This is a genomic window from Qipengyuania vesicularis (assembly GCF_019711415.1).
Lineage (GTDB): Bacteria > Pseudomonadota > Alphaproteobacteria > Sphingomonadales > Sphingomonadaceae > Qipengyuania > Qipengyuania vesicularis.
The window spans coordinates 262919-278914 of record NZ_JAIGNJ010000004.1 but is presented as its reverse complement, the minus strand read 5'-3'; the positions used below and the strand labels follow the sequence as shown (position 1 = coordinate 278914).

General features: G+C 62.1%; 14 protein-coding genes. 7 read left to right on the top strand and 7 right to left on the bottom strand.

All coding sequences use genetic code 11. The annotated features are described in order from the left end of the window. Positions 1 to 5: 5 nt before the first annotated feature. Together K3146_RS13295 and K3146_RS13290 are read right to left on the bottom strand one after the other, a co-directional pair. Positions 6 to 989, bottom strand: a complete 984-nt coding sequence (locus tag K3146_RS13295) for a hypothetical protein (protein ID WP_221546795.1) — start codon at positions 987 to 989, stop codon at positions 6 to 8. A gap of 92 nt (positions 990 to 1081) precedes the next feature. Beyond that, positions 1082 to 2995 (bottom strand): M1 family metallopeptidase, encoded by a 1914-nt coding sequence (locus K3146_RS13290; protein WP_247711283.1) that lies wholly within the window; start codon positions 2993 to 2995, stop codon positions 1082 to 1084. A 177-nt stretch (positions 2996 to 3172) separates the two neighbouring features. Between K3146_RS13290 and K3146_RS13285 the strand changes: the two genes are divergently transcribed. After that, positions 3173 to 4069, top strand: coding sequence for a glycoside hydrolase family 16 protein (locus K3146_RS13285; RefSeq protein WP_221546794.1), 897 nt, complete (start codon positions 3173 to 3175; stop codon positions 4067 to 4069). Between the two features lie 153 nt (positions 4070 to 4222). After that, positions 4223 to 5086: a hypothetical protein gene (locus K3146_RS13280; RefSeq protein WP_221546793.1), complete on the top strand. Its 864-nt coding sequence runs from the start codon at positions 4223 to 4225 to the stop codon at positions 5084 to 5086. A gap of 20 nt (positions 5087 to 5106) precedes the next feature. Here the strand turns inward: K3146_RS13280 and K3146_RS13275 are convergent, their stop codons facing one another. The 3 genes from K3146_RS13275 to hemF are packed head-to-tail and all read right to left on the bottom strand — an operon-like array spanning position 5107 to position 7976. Next, positions 5107 to 5775 (bottom strand): potassium channel family protein, encoded by a 669-nt coding sequence (locus K3146_RS13275; RefSeq protein ID WP_221546792.1) that lies wholly within the window; start codon positions 5773 to 5775, stop codon positions 5107 to 5109. Next, positions 5765 to 7093 carry a TrkH family potassium uptake protein gene (locus K3146_RS13270; protein ID WP_221546791.1) on the bottom strand — a complete coding sequence of 443 codons (1329 nt, stop codon included), beginning with the start codon at positions 7091 to 7093 and terminating at the stop codon, positions 5765 to 5767. Before K3146_RS13270 ends, K3146_RS13275 begins: the two co-directional genes overlap by 11 nt. Before the next feature lie 25 nt (positions 7094 to 7118). After that, positions 7119 to 7976: an oxygen-dependent coproporphyrinogen oxidase gene (gene hemF / locus K3146_RS13265; RefSeq protein ID WP_221546790.1), complete on the bottom strand. Its 858-nt coding sequence runs from the start codon at positions 7974 to 7976 to the stop codon at positions 7119 to 7121. A gap of 45 nt (positions 7977 to 8021) precedes the next feature. On the opposite strand from hemF, the gene pdeM reads away from it, so the two are divergent. From pdeM to infC, 3 genes are all read left to right on the top strand, one after another. Continuing rightward, positions 8022 to 8723: a ligase-associated DNA damage response endonuclease PdeM gene (pdeM, locus tag K3146_RS13260; protein ID WP_221546789.1), complete on the top strand. Its 702-nt coding sequence runs from the start codon at positions 8022 to 8024 to the stop codon at positions 8721 to 8723. Continuing rightward, positions 8724 to 9152 carry a hypothetical protein gene (locus K3146_RS13255; protein WP_221546788.1) on the top strand — a complete coding sequence of 143 codons (429 nt, stop codon included), beginning with the start codon at positions 8724 to 8726 and terminating at the stop codon, positions 9150 to 9152. It abuts the gene before it with no gap. A 135-nt stretch (positions 9153 to 9287) separates the two neighbouring features. After that, positions 9288 to 9806, top strand: coding sequence for a translation initiation factor IF-3 (infC, locus tag K3146_RS13250; protein WP_090477735.1), 519 nt, complete (start codon positions 9288 to 9290; stop codon positions 9804 to 9806). A 70-nt stretch (positions 9807 to 9876) separates the two neighbouring features. Here the strand turns inward: infC and K3146_RS13245 are convergent, their stop codons facing one another. Continuing rightward, entirely contained in the window at positions 9877 to 11814 is a 1938-nt protein-coding gene (locus tag K3146_RS13245) for a S9 family peptidase (protein WP_221546787.1), read from the bottom strand. 122 nt (positions 11815 to 11936) lie between these two features. On the opposite strand from K3146_RS13245, the gene K3146_RS13240 reads away from it, so the two are divergent. Then, positions 11937 to 13346, top strand: a complete 1410-nt coding sequence (locus K3146_RS13240; RefSeq protein ID WP_221546786.1) for an SLC13 family permease — start codon at positions 11937 to 11939, stop codon at positions 13344 to 13346. 9 nt (positions 13347 to 13355) lie between these two features. Here K3146_RS13240 and K3146_RS13235 read toward each other — a convergent pair whose 3' ends face one another. Continuing rightward, on the bottom strand, positions 13356 to 14099 hold the full coding sequence (locus tag K3146_RS13235; RefSeq protein ID WP_221546785.1) for a DNA/RNA non-specific endonuclease: 744 nt from the start codon (positions 14097 to 14099) through the stop codon (positions 13356 to 13358). Between the two features lie 394 nt (positions 14100 to 14493). On the opposite strand from K3146_RS13235, the gene K3146_RS13230 reads away from it, so the two are divergent. Beyond that, entirely contained in the window at positions 14494 to 15807 is a 1314-nt protein-coding gene (locus K3146_RS13230) for a cystathionine gamma-synthase family protein (protein WP_221546784.1), read from the top strand. Positions 15808 to 15996: the final 189 nt, after the last annotated feature.

The following is a 15996-nucleotide window of genomic DNA, read 5'->3' as shown; positions in this document are numbered from 1 at the left end:
GGCCGCTAGAGCCGGAGTTTCAGCGCTTCCAGGAAGGGTCCGGGCTCATCCAGCCTGAATGCGACACGGTTGATAGTGCGCTTATTGCCGAGAAAGCCGCGGTGCTCAAGCGGACGCGATAACCGCAATACAACGTTTGGATGCGAGAGGATCGCCGCATTCAGGACGTCGTGTGCCTTGGTCTCGTCGTGCGAGATGGCGGGATCGATCCCGTCGATCGCATCCAGCGGTACGCGCAGATCGATCACCGTGCCGGCACGGACCCGCACCTCCGTGTTGTCGAGCAGGATGGGATAGAGTCGGAATGCCTTCATCAAGGCAACTAGGAAGAGCGCGCCCCATATCCCAAGCGCGAGCAGGACTAGGGCCGCCCGCTCGCTCCAGTGGCTGACCAGCAAGTCGACCACTACGACCTCGATCACTTGCAGGACAAGAAAGACGGCAATCATCGGATTGATGACACGATGATAGGCATAGCTTTGCGCACCCGCCGGAACATGCGGCGCAGCGCCCCAGCTGAACAGCGCCAGCCTAACCATGTGCGTTTCATGCGCCGCGAAGCCCACCAGCTTTTCCGGCAGGATCCGACCGATCGCCTTCTGTGCGGAGTGCGTCGACCGAAAGGTCTGCGCGGCGAGCAGGAGGCTCCACACCAGATATGCAAGAACGGTAAGTCCCATCGCCGCGACGAGGGCATGCATGTCGAGCAGGGCGGCCCGCACGGGCGCGGCAGCCGCCAGCGTCGCGACGATGCAACCTGCCGCTATTGCGCCCAGCATGCTGCGCAGACCCGGACGGTTGGCAGGGGCCTTCGCGATCAGGGCAAGCGCGAGTGCATCGGCGCACAGCCAGAGAAACAGCAGCGCCGTAGTGCGCAGATTAGAGGACGCAATCTCGCTATGGGTCGCAAGCCTTCCAGCCAGGATTGCGAGCAGCGGTGCGAGCAGGAGGAGCACCCCCTTGGATCGCGAGAGGATTGCTTGCGGCACTGGATTGTCTCCCTGTTTGCAAGGGCGTGGCTATCTTGCCCCGCCATCGCAATCAATCGCAGTGCTTGCACCGTCCGGTGCAGGATGCGCAATCAATCGCCTGCCATGATCCGATCGACACCGGCGCGCGTGACGGAGTGATAGCCATCGCGGGTCCGCGCATAGACGCGGCGGGCAATCGCCTGGCCCCACTCGCCTTCTTCCCACAGCACCTGGAACAGCGGACGAACGAACTTCGCGCGGCCCACGTCGCCGAGGAAAGCTTCGGCTTGCGGAACAGCAGGCTCGAAACGATTCTCAAGCGCCATTTCGAGCCAGAGGAAGAGGATTTCGTTGTTGCCAGTCTTCGAAAGGCCGAGCGCCTGGTCGAGGGCGGACAGTTGGTCGGCCGACAGCTCTGCGGGGAGATTGTCGAGGAAGCGCATCTGTTCGGCAGCCGTCCAACCTGCATAGGCGGCGGGCATGTAGCCGGCATCGGCATAGGCTGACACTGCAGTATCGACTTCGGCAAAGGCCGCCGGATCGGGCTTGGCGACATTGGCGGGCAGGCCGGGCTCGAAGATCCATTCGCGCAAGGTCAGCGCCCTCGCCTCCGCATCATCGGCGACAAGATTCTCCATCATGTCCTCGAGGAACATCTCGCTGGTGGCGGGCTGGAAAGCGTGGTTGTCGAACCACTGGCGTAGCCATGCATCGAAGCGCTCGCGGCCCACGATGCGCTCGACCGTGCGCAGGAAAAACGCGCCCTTGTCATAGGCAATCGCGCTGCCGAGCTCGTATTCGCCGTCGGTATGAAGCGCTGTGCCCGGGGCATCGGCGCCCACCTCTGCCAGCGTCTCGAGGATGTTGGCATACATGAGCGCGGCTTCCTGCTCGGCGCGCTTGGGCCCATAGACCGCCTCGACGATACGGTTCTCGAAGTAGGTGGTGACGCCTTCGTTGAGCCAGCTGTCGCCCCACACCGCATTGGTGACGAGGTTGCCCGACCAGCTATGCGCCAGCTCATGCGCGACGAGGCCGTTGTTCGACCTGTCGCCGGCGATGAAGGTCGGGGTGAGGAAGGTCATCACCGGGTTTTCCATGCCGCCATAGGGGAAGGCCGGCGGCAGGATGATCATATCGTAGCGGCCCCAGCGGTATTCGCCGTAAAGTGCCTCGGCCGCGACCACCATATCCTCGGTGTCGGCGACTTCGGCATAGGCGCGTGGAAGGACAGACGGTTCGGCCCAAACACCGGTGCGCGGGCCGATCGCGCGGAAATCGATATCTCCCGCAGCGATCGCGATAAGGTAGGGCGGGACGGGCTTGTCCATCACGAACCGGAAGGCCCGGCGACCGTCGCCGAGGTCTTCCGGAACTCCCTGCAACACGCCGCTCATCACCACATCGAGCGGCTTTGGTGCGGTAATGCGCGCTTCCCAGGTCTGGCGAATGCCCGGGCTGTCCTGCGTGGGAATCCACGTGCGGTTGAGGATCGCCTGACCTTGGCTGAAGAGGAACGGATGCACCTTGCCCGAAGTCTGTTCCGGCGTGAGCCATTGTAGCGCCTCGGCATCGGCGGGCGCGCGATAGTCGATGCGGACACTGCGCGCACCGTTCAGCATGATGGTGAGCGGAGCGCCCTTGCCGCCCGCCTCGACCAGCTCGCCCATCTCGTACCCTAGGTCACGTCCCGAACCATCGGTGACCCGCGCAATATCCAGCCCATTGCTGTCGAGCACCAGCCGCTCCGCGCCGGGATCGGCGAGGATGCGCAATTCGGCGCTGCCGCCCACCCGTTTCGCGTCGAAGTCCAGGTCGAGATCGAGGGCCACATGCGTGACGCGCGCCACCTGGGGCTCTGCATATGTCAGCGTGTCGAGCGCCTCCGGACCCGAAAGGATCGGCGAAACCATCGGCTCGGGGATGGCAGTTGAGATGAGCGGCTCGCTCGTCGCAGCAGTGCAGGCGGCGGTGGCAAGCAGGATGGCAAGACTGGAAGCCATTTTCGTGATGGGGCGACGCATGGTGGGCTCTCTCCGGGCAAATCCGCCGGACGACCCCGGCTCTGTCTATACGTGTCGCGCCCTATCGCCGATCCCGGCACGGCTTTCCACCCCAAGCATTGAATACCTACCCACACACTTTCAAAACGCGCCCAATCGCGTATTGATAACGTTCACAAGAATACTGGAGAGGCCCTGATGACCCGCTTTTCGACCCTCGCCCTGTCCGTCGCCTGTACCTTGGGGTTCGCGACTGCTGGCCTCGCGCAGACCGCAGATGTGGGTGAAGCACTGGCAGAGGCGATGACGCCGGAACGCGAGCTGATTTTCGCGGATGAGTTCGATGAGGCCTCGCTGGATCGCAGCAAGTGGATCGTCATCGGGACCGACTTCTGGGTCAATAACGAACAGCAGGCCTATATCGACGATCCCTCGACCATCGCCTTCAAGCAAGGCGTCGAGGGGGCAGACGGCGGTGTGTTGGTGCTGCGTCCCGTCTTCAAGCCCGGCGAAGACCCGAAGAAAGAACGCAACGCACCTTTCGTGTCCGGCCGTATCGAAAGCCAGGGCAAGTTCGATTTCATGCACGGCCGCGCAGAGGCGCGGATCAAACTGCCCGACAATGTCGGCGTATGGCCCGCCTTCTGGCTGCTCGGCAACGACCGCTGGCCCGACACGGGCGAAATCGACATCATGGAATATGTCGGCGAGAGGGACTGGATCGGCGTCGCCCTGCACGGCCCGGGCTATTCGGGCGAAACGCCGATCGTGAACAAATTCTTCTTCCCCGAAGGCATCGACGTCACCAGCTGGCACACCTATGCGGTCGAATGGACCGATACGCAGATCGATTTCCTGATAGACGGCCACCTGCTCTACCGGGCGACCAAGCCCATGGTCGAGTATTACGGCGAATGGCGGTTCGACAACGACAAATACCTGATCCTGAATTTCGCCATGGGCGGCGCCTATCCGCTCAAGACCAATGGCATCAAGAAACCCTATGTCGGCATCCCGCAGGAAACCGTCGACGCGGTCAGGCGCGGCGAGGTCGAAATGCTCGTCGACTGGGTTAGGGTCTACGCGCCCGAGTGACCTCGCAATCTTCGCGAAGCATGCAATTTGACGACTTCAGATTGCAGTTGGTCCAATCCATCGGCCATTTATCGAAACGGCATATGTGATTGATAGAGTGTCGTTTTCCCTGCGCGAAGCCATATGCCATCAAGCCGCTTGAAAGGGATGGACATGGCGAAGAGTAGCTTTGCACTGTGGGCAGCGATCACACTGGGCATTTCGCCCCAGGCTGCGCTTTTTGCGCAGGAAAACGATGAGACGATCGTCGTCACCGGCCAGCGGCAGGTAGAACCTCGCGAAGTACGCAGCCAGGCGAGAGCGATAACGCCAAGGGGTACGGTCCAGGGCGAGCCTCTGGCCCGCTTCCAAAGGCCGATCTGCGTTGCCGTTTGGGGCCTGGGTCAGGAAAGCGCGCAATTCATCATCGACCGGATCTACTTCAATGCGGAGCGGGTCGGTGTGGAGGTCAACGCCGAGGTCGGCTGCGCGCCCAATGTCCTGGCGCTTTTCGTCGCCGATCCGGAAAGCGAGGTAGAGGAGCTACTCGAGGCAGACCATTACCTCGTGCGCGGCCTCAGCTTCTGGGACCGCAAGCGCCTGCGCCAGCAAAGCGGCAAGGTCCGGTGCTGGAATACCGTCGTCAAGCGCACTGCCGATGGCCACTCCCGCGATGGCGATCCGCCGGTCTTCGACAGCACCAATATCTCACGCCTGAACTCGGCGATCCGCGTCGATCTCGATGTCTCTGTCGTCATGATCGACAACAAGGCCCTGGCCGACAAGGACAGCCTGGCGGTCGCCGATTATATCACCATGCGCAGCCTTGCTCGCACGCTCCCTCCAGACGCGGACGACGCCACGCTAAGTACGATCCTTTCGCTGTTCGACGAGGGCGGAAGCACGACTATGGAACTGACCGCTTTCGACCAGGCTTATCTGACGGAGGTCTACGCCTCACGCGCGAACCTTCCTAGCGGAATGGCGCTGAACAACCTGCAGGGGATCATCGAGCAGATCGAAGAGCGAGGACAATAGCCACGGGCCGGTACGATCGCTTAGGACGCACCAGCCGCAGCAAACGCCTCGATCCGTTCGACCCTGCCAGAGACCACGAGAACGTCTCCCGGCATGATGATGGTGTCGGGGACCGCGTGGATGAAGTCCTCCCCTTCACGCTTCACGCCAATCACCGTCACATCATGTTTCTTGCGGCATTCGCTGGTAACCAGCGGCACGCCCACGATGGAAGCCGGGGCTGCGAGCTTGGCAATCGCGAACTCGTCGCCGAAGCTGATGAAATCGAGCAGCCGTTCGTTGAGCAGCCGCGCGACGCGTTCGCCCATGCGTTCTTCGGGGAAGACTACGTGGTGCGCGCCCGTTCGCTCCAGAATGCGGCCATGCTTCTCGTTGGTCGCCTTCGCCCAGATCTTGGGGACACCGAGATCGGACAAGGCAAGTACCGCCAGCACGCTCGCCTCGATATCGCCACCAATCCCGACGACCGCAGAGGTGAATGTTCTGCCTCCCAGCTTCTCGAGGCAATGGAAATCGGTGCAATCGGCCTCGACCACTTGGGTCAGGTCGCTGGCATATTCCTGCACCCTCTCCGGGTTTGTATCGGCGCCCAGCACTTCGTGCCCCATGCGCTCGAGCGTGCGGGCGACCGAGCCTCCGAAGCGTCCAAGGCCCACGACAAGGACGGGATTGCGCGTGTTAGCCGACAATGGGGTTCTCCTCAGGATAACGGAAGGGTCGCGGTTCGCCGCCAAGAGCAAGGGCGGTAGCAACGGTAATCGTGCCCACGCGTCCGATGAACATCAGCGCGATGATGACCAGCTGGCCGGCAGGCGGCAATTCGCCTGTCACTCCAGTCGAGAGGCCGACAGTCGAAAATGCCGAGATCGCCTCGAACAGCAGGTCCTCGAATGCGAGTGGGGTGATAATCGAGAGATAGGTAGTGGCTGCGAATATCAGCGTTCCCGCCAAAACGATGACGGTCAGCGCCTGGCGCTCAACCGCATGACCGAACCTGCGCCCGTACGCCCCCGCATCGCGGCGCCGCATGACTTCGGACAGTACCACGGCGAGAAGAACGGCAAATGTGGTGATCTTGATACCGCCGGCCGTCCCGGCGCTTCCCCCGCCGATGAACATCAGGAAGTAATTGGTCATCAGGGTCTCGTCGCGAAACGCGCCGACGTCGAGACTGTTGAAGCCAGCCGTGCGCGGCATGACCGAATGGAAAGCGGCATTGAGCAGCTTGCCTCCCAGCCCCATCGGTCCGAGCGTATCGGGATTGTCCCATTCCATGAGAAGGTGCGCAAGGAAGCCGCCGAGGAGGAGGACGATCGTGCCTGCCACGGTGATCTTCGTGTGCAGCGTCCAGCGTTTCCAGCTCAAGCCGTGGTGGCGCAGGTCCTGCATGACCGGGAAACCTAGTGCCGTCAGAACGACTGCGAGCATGATCGGCACGAGTACGACGGCATCCGCCTGGAATCCCATGACGCTGTCCGAATAGCTCGAAAACCCGGCGTTGTTGAAGGCGCTCACCGCGTGGAAAATGCCATGCCACAGGGCTTCGCCAAAGGAGTGATCGTAGGAGATCATCAGGCGCGCGGTAAGGATCGTGGCGACAATCGCCTCAACTGTAAGGGTGATGGCTAGAACGAGCTTGAGCACCGATCCGGCGTCCCCCACGTCGAGCCGGCTACGCTCGACCTGTGTCGCCATTCGCTCGCGGAGCCCGAAACCGCGCCCTGCCATCAGGCCGAATAGCGTAGCCGCGGTCATGATGCCGAAGCCGCCGACCTGGAACAGCAACAGGATGACTACCTGCCCGAAGAAGGACCAGTAGGTCGCAGTATCGACGACGATCAGACCGGTCACGGCAACTGCGGATGTCGAAGTGAACAGCGCGGTAAGAAGGTCGGTCTGCGTCCCGTCCGCAGTGGCGATCGGCAGCCACAGAAGCAGGGTCCCGAAGGCAATTGCGCCGAGGAACAGGACGGGGATCAGCCGAATGGGATCGCGCAGCGCACTCACCCAACCAATACCGAAAACTGGCTCGTCAGTTCCACACCGCTTCGGGCGGCAAGCTCATCAAGATGGCGTCGATATTGCCGCCGGTCTTGAGGCCGAACAGTGTGCCGCGGTCGTAGACGAGGTTGAACTCGGCATAGCGTCCGCGCCATTCGAGCTGCTGAGCCTTTTCGGCAGGCGTGAACTCGGTCTCCATCCGGCGGCGCACCAGCTTGGGGAAGATGTCGAGGAAGGCCTCGCCCACGTCTTTGGTGAAGGCGAGGTTGCGCTCAAAACCCGCCTCGTCTTCGCATTCGAGGTGGTCGTAGAAGATGCCGCCCACCCCGCGATGCACGCCGCGGTGGGGGATGTAGAAATAGTCGTCCGCCCACTTCTTGAAGCGTTCGTAATAGGTCGGGTTGTGCGCGGCACAGGCGGCGCGGAAGCGGGCGTGGAAGTCTTCGGTGTCCTCTTCGTAAGGCAGCGGCGGGTTGAGGTCGGCCCCGCCCCCGAACCATGCCGCCTGCGTGGTCAGGAAGCGCGTGTTCATGTGGACCGCCGGGACATGCGGGTTGGCCATGTGGGCGACAAGGCTGATGCCGGTGGCCGTAAAGCCGGGGTCTTCTGCCGATGCCCCATTGATCGAGGCAGCGAATTCGGGAGCGAAATTGCCGCGCACGGTCGAAACATTCACGCCGACCTTCTCGAAAACCTTGCCCTTCATCAAGCCGCGCGTACCACCACCCGGATCGGAGTTGCCTTCCTCTTCGCGCTGCCAGCTGTCGTATTGGAAAGACGCGTCCGATCCCGCTTCACGCTCGATGCTCTCGAACTCGGCGCAGATGCGGTCGCGCAGGGTTTCGAACCAGGTACGGGCAATGTCGGTTTGGCTAGTCCAGTCGGTCATGCATAGGCCCTTGCCATTGCAGCGCGCAGGCGGCAATAGCATGACATGGTTCCCCTTTCGTTCGCCGGGCAGGAATGGCTCCTGACAGAAGGCCGTGCGCTGTACTGGCCGCGCGAACGCGCGCTGCTGGTCGCCGACCTGCACCTGGAGAAAGGGAGCTTCTTTGCGGGCCACGGGCAGATGATCCCGCCCTACGACAGCCGCGAGACGCTCGAGCGGGTTGCGCTCGCGATCAAGGAGACGGGCGCGCGGCGGGTGATCACGCTGGGCGACAATTTTCATGATTCGGAAGGCTCCACCCGGCTCGAACCTCACGCCTGCGGCATGCTCGAAGCGCTGACCAAGGCGGTCGACTGGGTCTGGATCACCGGCAATCACGATCCCGACATGGAAGCGCGCTGCGGCGGGACATTAGTCGAAGAACTGGAGATTGGCGGCACGATCCTGCGCCACCGTGCCAAGAAGGGCGAGACCCGTCCGGAACTCTCGGGCCACTACCACCCGCGCCTCCAGCTCAAGGTCCGCCAGCGCATGATCCGCCGCCCCTGCGCCGTGGTCAGTGCGAATGAAGGGGCCGATGGCAAGCCGAGCGGCCGCATGATCCTGCCCGCCTTCGGAGCCTATACCGGCGGAATGAATGCGGCTGACCCGGCCATCCTCAAGGCGCTCCAGCCCGCCGACCGGATCGATGCTGTGGTCCCGGCGAAAGGCAAACTGGCTCGCTTCCCTCTCTGGAAAGCCGCCTAGATGCAATTTTTGCCGCTAGATTATGCCATCTCTACATTCACGAATTGGCATATTCTGGTTGGCAGCATTCTCATCGGCCTACCCTTGTTGTTCTCGAACGACAGGGCATTCGTCGGCATGCTCAGCACGCTGATCACGCAGGCTATCGTTGTTGCCGTGTTCTATTGCTGGATGGCTACGATCATCGGGCAAGTATTCGGCGACAGGTTCACATGGTCACAGATCTGGCCGAGTGGGTTCGCCCTAGCAACGGCTTTCATGATCGGTGCAATCATACACTTCATGCGATCGACCGGCGAGAAGTTAGTGGTGCTGGCCTTGATTCCAATCGGCATACCCTTTTTCGGCTTCTTCATCTCTGCAACCATGTGGGCAATGCCAAAAGTGGTTAGCTGGACTCCGAAAGCGTCTTGGGGCGCAGCTCTCTAGAACATCGCGTAACCCGACTAAATTCCTCACACCTGTCCTTAGCTCTTCCGGAATCCCCCGTTTCTCCCTACATAGCCACCACACAAAACGGCAGAATCAGGAGATTGCCCCATAGCCCGTCCACCCCGGCGCAGCATGCAAATGCCCGTGAAAAGCGGCCCGCGCTACGATAACATGATCAATGTCCCCAAGGTCCGCGTGATCGATCACGAAGGCGAAAACCTGGGGGTGATGTACACCCGCGAAGCGACCGAGCAGGCCAATGAACTGGGCCTAAACCTCGTCGAAGTCTCGCCCAACGCAGACCCGCCGGTGTGCAAGTTCCTCGATGTCGGCAAATATCGTTACGAGGCGCAGAAGAAGGCGAACCTCGCGCGCAAGACGCAGAAGACCCAGGACATCAAAGAGGTCAAGATGCGCCCGAACATCGACACGCACGACTATGACGTGAAGATGCGCAATGTCGTGAAGTTCATCGAAAATGGCGACAAGGTGAAGTGCACCCTGCGCTTCCGCGGCCGCGAAATGGCACACCAGCAGCTGGGCATGGACCTGCTCAACCGCGTGCGCGACGACGTGGAGGAAATCGCCAAGGTGGAAAGCTTCCCGCGTCTCGAAGGACGCCAGATGCTGATGGTGCTCGCGCCGAAATAAGCGCGCCCTGATAGCTGGCAAAGAAAAAGGGCGGCCCCGCAAGGGACCGCCCTTTTCGTTTGCACAGACCTTAGCGGCCGATGTGTTCGTCGAGGAACTTGAGATAGGCCTCCGAGGCGGTGATGCGGTTTTCCTTGCGGCGGAAACCGTGGCCTTCGTCGGGGAAGAGCACATATTCCACCGGCACCCCATTGGCCCGAACGGCCTCGACCAACTCATCGCTCTCGACCTGAAGCACACGCGGATCGTTGGCGCCCTGCACCACGAGCATAGGCTTTACGATCTTGTCGGCATGGAACAGCGGCGAGATCGCACGATGACGCTCCGCATCGGTCGCGGGATCGCCCATCTCGTCGAACAGCGCGTCGCGGAACGACCCCCACCACGGCGGGATCGATTCCAGCGTGCGGACCCAGTTGGTCACGCCGAAGATGTTGACCCCGGCATCGAACACCTCGGGATGGAAGGCGAGTGCGGCGGCGGTCATATAGCCCCCGTAGGATCCGCCCATCACTGCAATCCGGTCGTCGGCGACCCAGTCGAGGCCTTGGAGGAAATCCTTGGAGGCGACCACGTCCTTCAGGTCGACATCGCCATGGCGCTTGTCGTCCATATGGAAGAAGGTCTTGCCGTAGCCCGACGATCCACGATTGTTGATGCCGTAGACCGCATAGCCATTGTTCACGAGGTGCTGGATCGCAGCGCGGTACCCACGCCGGGTCTGTCCGCCCGGACCACCGTGGACGAAAACCACCATCGGTGCCGGGTTCTCAGCACTTGCGCCCTTGGGACGGTAGAGGATGCCGGGGATCTCCACCCCGTCATAGCTGGCGAAGCGCGCGACCGTTGCCGTGACGAGATCATCCTCGTCGATTGCCGGATTGAGCGCAGTCGTCAGCCGACGGGCACTGCCACTGGCAAGGTCGGCGACATAGATATCGGTCGGCGAGGTGTCGGAGGTGACAGTGAAGGCAATCCGGCTTTCTTCGGGATCGAAACGAATGCTGCCTAGGCTTCCTTCGGGAACGCCATCCAGCGTCATTTCCCTGTCGGTCAGCGTATCGAGGATGGTGAGCGCGGTCAGCGCATCTTCGTTGACCGCGCTGATGCGATAGCGGCCGCTCGGCGAATACTGCACGAAGGAGACGTCCCAGTCTTCCTCGATCACACGGCTCTTCTCCCCGCTTGCGAGGTCGTATCGCCAAGCCTCGTTGAATTCGCCATGCTCGTTGGTGGCATAGATCAGCGCATCGTTCTCGCGCGTGAAGGTGTAGATGCCGTGGCTGATATTGCCCTCGTGCTCGGTAATGAGCACGGGCTGCGGATCGTCGCTTTCCAGGTCAACGATGTAGAGATCGCTGTCGGCACTCGAGATTGCCTTGGACAAGGCGACCCAACGACCGTCGTCGGAAATGGCATCGACCGAGAATGCGCCTTCATTGGTGAAGACCCGGCTGCGCTCGTAAGTGTCGGCATCATAGGCGTAGAGGTCGAAGGCCGCCGGATCGCGCTCGTTGGTCGTGACGTAGAAGGTGTCCCCGTCCCCGCTCCACCCGGCGAAGGACGCCTTGACTTTGTCACCCGGCGTCAGGTCGCGAACCGAACCATCCTCGCCGCGAACGAACAGATGGTTGAGTTCGTCGCCGCCCTTGTCTGCGGTGTAGAGCAGCCGCCCGTCATTGGGGAAGAAGCTGGCGCCGAAGGTCGCGTTGTCGCCCGAAGTGGTCAGCGCGACCGGATCTCCGCCCCCTACCGGCAGGACGTAGGCATTGAACACACCGCTTGCATCGCTGTTGATGAGAATGTGGCTGCCGTCCGGCGAGAAATTGAAACCTGCCGGGGAGCCGACCGAATAAGAAGTCGACTGGAAGAACTGCTCCGCCGTATAGGTCTTGGTTACCGGTGCTTCGACAGCAGCTACCGGTTCCTCATATGGCGTATGCGCGCAGCCCCCGAGGGCGATCGCCATCAGCGATACAGCCGCCAGTTGTCCCAGATAAGATTTCATTGTCAGTCTCCCCAGCCTGTTGGTGAGCGGTTGATTAGCGTGATGGCCCGCTCCTCGGCAAGCAGCATGATTGCCTTGGCAATTCCGGCTTGATAGCAGCAAGCGATCATGGGGAGTGGACGATGACTGCCAGGACAATCGGCCTTGCGCTCGGCGCGGCGGCGCTGGCGGCTTCGATCGTCCTCCCCACACCCATTGGTATGAGCCGCGAGGCGATGATCGTGGCCGGTCTCGTGGTGTTGATGGCCGCCTGGTGGATGACCGAGGCTCTGCCGCTCACCGCCACCGCGCTGATGCCATTCCTCGTCCTGCCCTTTGCCGGCGTTATGACGGCACGCGAAACGGCGAGCGCCTATTACTCGCCGATCCTGTTCCTGCTCCTGGGCGGAGCCTTCATTGCGCTCGCGATCGAGCGGACCGGGCTTCACAAGCGGCTCGCGCTTGCCATTCTCAACGCCGTGGGCGGGCGCGGCGGGCAGGCCGGATTGCTGCTCGCCTTCATGATCGCAGCGGCGATCCTCTCGATGCTGATTTCGAACACCTCGACTGCGCTCATCATGATGCCGATGGCGCTTGCCGTGCTGGCTGGCGGCGGGCTGGGGGCCGAGGAACGCGAAGGCCTTGCGGGCGCCCTGCCCATGGGCATCGCCTTTGCCGCAAGCATCGGCGGGCTCGGTACGCTGGTGGGATCACCCACCAATGCCATCGCGGTTGGCCTCCTCGATACGATGATCGGCGCGCGGATCAGCTTTGCCGAATGGGCGTTTTACGGCCTTCCCATCGTCATTCTCGGCGTTCCTCTCGCCGCTGTGATCATCTCCCGCGTGCAAAAGGTCGCATCGCACCCATTCGATGTCGGGGCGGCCCGAGCAGCCATCGTCGACGAGACCCCCATGGGCACCGCCGAACGGCGCTTGCTGGCGGTGGTAGCCATCACCTTTCTCGCCTGGATGACCCGCCTGCTGGTCGCGCCTTACCTGCCCGAAGGCTCGTGGACCGATGGCACCATCGCGATCATCGCCAGCCTCGCGCTGTTCCTGCTGCCTGATGGAACCGGCCGCCCGCTGCTCGTCTGGAAAGAGGCAGACCGTGCGCCCTGGGGGGTGATCATGATGTTCGGCGGCGGACTGGCGCTGGCCGCCGGAATGGGCGCGAGCGGGCTGGCCGAATGGCTCGGCAATGCGCTGCTGCCGCTGGAGGTCTGGCCGCTGGTGCTCGTCGCGATTGCGGTGGTGGCGATGGTTGTCCTGATCACCGAGTTCGCCAGCAATGTCGCCACGGCCAGCGCGATCATTCCCGTAGTCGCCGCACTTGTGGTGGCGCTCGGTGTCGATCCGGTACTGCTCGCGATGCCTGCCGCGCTTGCCGCGAGCTGGGGCTTCATGTTGCCTGCCGGCACCGGCCCCAACGCCATCGCCTGGGCGACCGGCCGCATCCGGATCGAGCGCATGGTGAAAGCGGGCATCCTGCTCGACCTGATCGGGATACTGATGATCGTCGGAGTAGTCTGGGGAATAGCAGCGCTGGTCTGACCGCGCGGCTCAGCTAGTCCACATCTTTCGCGTGCGTGACTTGTCGCGGTGAAGATCGCCGCCCGCAATCCGGTCCCAGAAACGCCCACCCACGATCTGTTCGGCGTCGTAGGTCTTGACCAGAAAGCTCTCCAACGATGCCGTTTGCGGTGCATTGGGGATCTCGAACGTCCACAGCTTGAGCTTGCCTCGCTTGTCCTCTGCCAGCACGCTTTTCATGAAAGCATGGGGTACCGGCACGCTGATGCCGAAATCTTCCTGATTTTCGCCAATCCGCTCGACCTCTTCTCCGAAATAGAAGACAGGGCAGGTCAGCACGTAGGTCTCGAAGATCGAGGTCTGGGCGTCGAGATCGCGAATAGCGAGCTCAAGTTTGCGCCAGATGCCGCGATTGAATTGCGGGTGCTGCGGCGACATGTTCGAAAGCAGGAAGGTCTCGCTGTTCTGGATGTTCTGCAGGTCCTGATTGGCGCTCGCGACCAGATGCCCGCGGTCGAATCCGCTACCCACATAGGCTTTCAGCCCCGCTCGGAATCGCTTTGGAATACGGGTGTCGGCGCGGAAATTGTTCAATCGCTGAATACCTGCAAAATCGTTGACCAGATCGCGATCGCGATTGACGATTTCGAGCGTCCACTTCGCCTGTCGGAAATACCAGGAATAGCCGATCGTGAAATGACGCCCGGTCAGGATCTGGTCGCACACCGGAGCACCGTAGCGAAGCTCCCGCTGCATCTGGAAAGGATCATCCATTGTCGCCTCCTTCGACTGGGACGCGAACATATCAGGCTGGACCGGATCACAGCTTGGAAGGAATCGCCCAAATCGGTGATGGCAACTGCGCGGCCCGTTTTCCTACCCGGGCGCGAGCAGCTACCAGCCGAGGTATGACGCGCTTATCGGCCCCACACCTAGCGAAAATCGACCGAAACCCGACGCTTGGGAATTCTCTCCCAAGACCGTGTTCCATCTGTTCCATCCTGTCGGGATCGTCGCAGTTGAAACCAACTTCGGACAAGCATATGGAGCAGCGCATATCGGCCATGCGGCGGAGAGGCGTTCCTGCGGAGGTTAGGAGCGGGTGCCCCGTTCGGCCAATCGGCTCCCGCCTTCCTGGGAGCATGACCTTAGGAAGGATGCTCCCGCGATGAGCGACAAGACTATCGATCCCACCAGCCCTCGCATGGCCCCCAAGCGCGAAATCCCAAAGATCAAGGGACGCGAACTGAAGCCCAGCACGCTGATGATGGGTCACGGCTTCGACCCGACGCTTTCGGAAGGCAGCCTGAAGGCGCCGATCTTCCTCACCTCGACCTTCGCTTTCCCCAGCGCAGCCGATGGCAAGCGCCACTTCGAAGGCATCACCGGCAAGCGTCCGGGCGGCGCGGACGGCCTCGTCTATTCGCGCTTCAACGCGCCGAACCAGGAAATCCTCGAAGACCGCCTTGCCGTATGGGACGGCGCAGAAGAGGCGCTCTCCTTCTCCAGCGGTATGACCGCGATTGCAGTGTTGCTGCTGGCGGCCTGCAAGGCGGGCGATGTGATCGTGCACTCCGGCCCGCTCTACGCAGCTTCGGAAGGCTTCATCGCCAAGACCATGGCGAAATACGGCGTGACCTTCATCGATTTTCCCGCCGGCGCCAGCCGCGAGCAGCTCGACGAGGTGATGACGCGTGCCAAGAAGCTTGCCGAGGAACAGGGCGGCGAAGTGCCGATGATCTACCTCGAAAGCCCGGGCAATCCGACCAACGCGCTGGTCGACATCGAGGCGGTGAAGGAAGCGCGCGATGCGCATTTCGACCCCGACAAGTGCTCGATCGCGATCGACAACACCTTCCTCGGCCCGCTGTGGCAGCGTCCGCTCGATCACGGCGCAGATCTCGTGGTCTACTCCTTGACCAAATATGTCGGCGGCCACTCGGACCTCGTGGCGGGCAGCGTCTCGGGCAAGAAGCGCTTCATTGACGCCATCCGCATGCTCCGCAACACGATGGGCGGCATCTGCGACCCGAACACCGCCTGGATGCTGTGCCGCAGCCTCGAGACCGTCGAACTGCGTATGCAGCGCGCCGGCGAGAATGCGGAGAAGGTCTGCGAATATCTCGCCAAGCACCCGAAGGTCGAAGGCCTCGGCTATCTCGGCATGATCAAGGATGCTCGCCAGCAGGACATCTATGACCGCCACTGCAAGGGCGCAGGCAGCACTTTCTCGCTGCTCTTGAAGGGCGGCGAGGCGGAATGCTTCCGCTTCCTCGACGCGCTCAAGATCGCCAAGCTCGCGGTCAGCCTCGGCGGCACCGAAACGCTCGCCAGCCATCCGGCTTCGATGACCCACCTCTCGGTCGCCGAAGGTCGCCGCGCGGAACTGGGCATATCGGATAACCTCGTACGCATCTCGATCGGCATCGAGGACCCGGACGATTTGATCGCCGACTTCGAACAGGCGCTGGAGGCGGTCTGACCCGAATAGGCTTCCTCGCCTGCGCCGACACTCTGCCGGGGGATGGTCCTCGGCGGGGTGATGCGTTCGAGCACGATATCGAAGTCGGCGCGCTGCGTCCGGCCTTTGCGGAAGCCGGGCTGGAGCTGGTCGAGATCGACTGGCGCGCGCCGCTGGAGGATTTCGACGGGCTGACGCTGGTCCTGCTCG

Coding starts and splice junctions, on each gene's coding strand:
- K3146_RS13290 (WP_247711283.1), bottom strand. CDS start 2,995: ATGCGTCGCCCCATCACGAAAATGGCTTCCAGTCTTGCCATCCTGCTT.
- K3146_RS13285 (WP_221546794.1), top strand. CDS start 3,173: ATGACCCGCTTTTCGACCCTCGCCCTGTCCGTCGCCTGTACCTTGGGG.
- K3146_RS13280 (WP_221546793.1), top strand. CDS start 4,223: ATGGCGAAGAGTAGCTTTGCACTGTGGGCAGCGATCACACTGGGCATT.
- hemF (WP_221546790.1), bottom strand. CDS start 7,976: ATGACCGACTGGACTAGCCAAACCGACATTGCCCGTACCTGGTTCGAA.
- pdeM (WP_221546789.1), top strand. CDS start 8,022: ATGGTTCCCCTTTCGTTCGCCGGGCAGGAATGGCTCCTGACAGAAGGC.
- K3146_RS13255 (WP_221546788.1), top strand. CDS start 8,724: ATGCAATTTTTGCCGCTAGATTATGCCATCTCTACATTCACGAATTGG.
- infC (WP_090477735.1), top strand. CDS start 9,288: ATGCAAATGCCCGTGAAAAGCGGCCCGCGCTACGATAACATGATCAAT.
- K3146_RS13245 (WP_221546787.1), bottom strand. CDS start 11,814: ATGAAATCTTATCTGGGACAACTGGCGGCTGTATCGCTGATGGCGATC.
- K3146_RS13240 (WP_221546786.1), top strand. CDS start 11,937: ATGACTGCCAGGACAATCGGCCTTGCGCTCGGCGCGGCGGCGCTGGCG.
- K3146_RS13235 (WP_221546785.1), bottom strand. CDS start 14,099: ATGGATGATCCTTTCCAGATGCAGCGGGAGCTTCGCTACGGTGCTCCG.
- K3146_RS13230 (WP_221546784.1), top strand. CDS start 14,494: ATGAGCGACAAGACTATCGATCCCACCAGCCCTCGCATGGCCCCCAAG.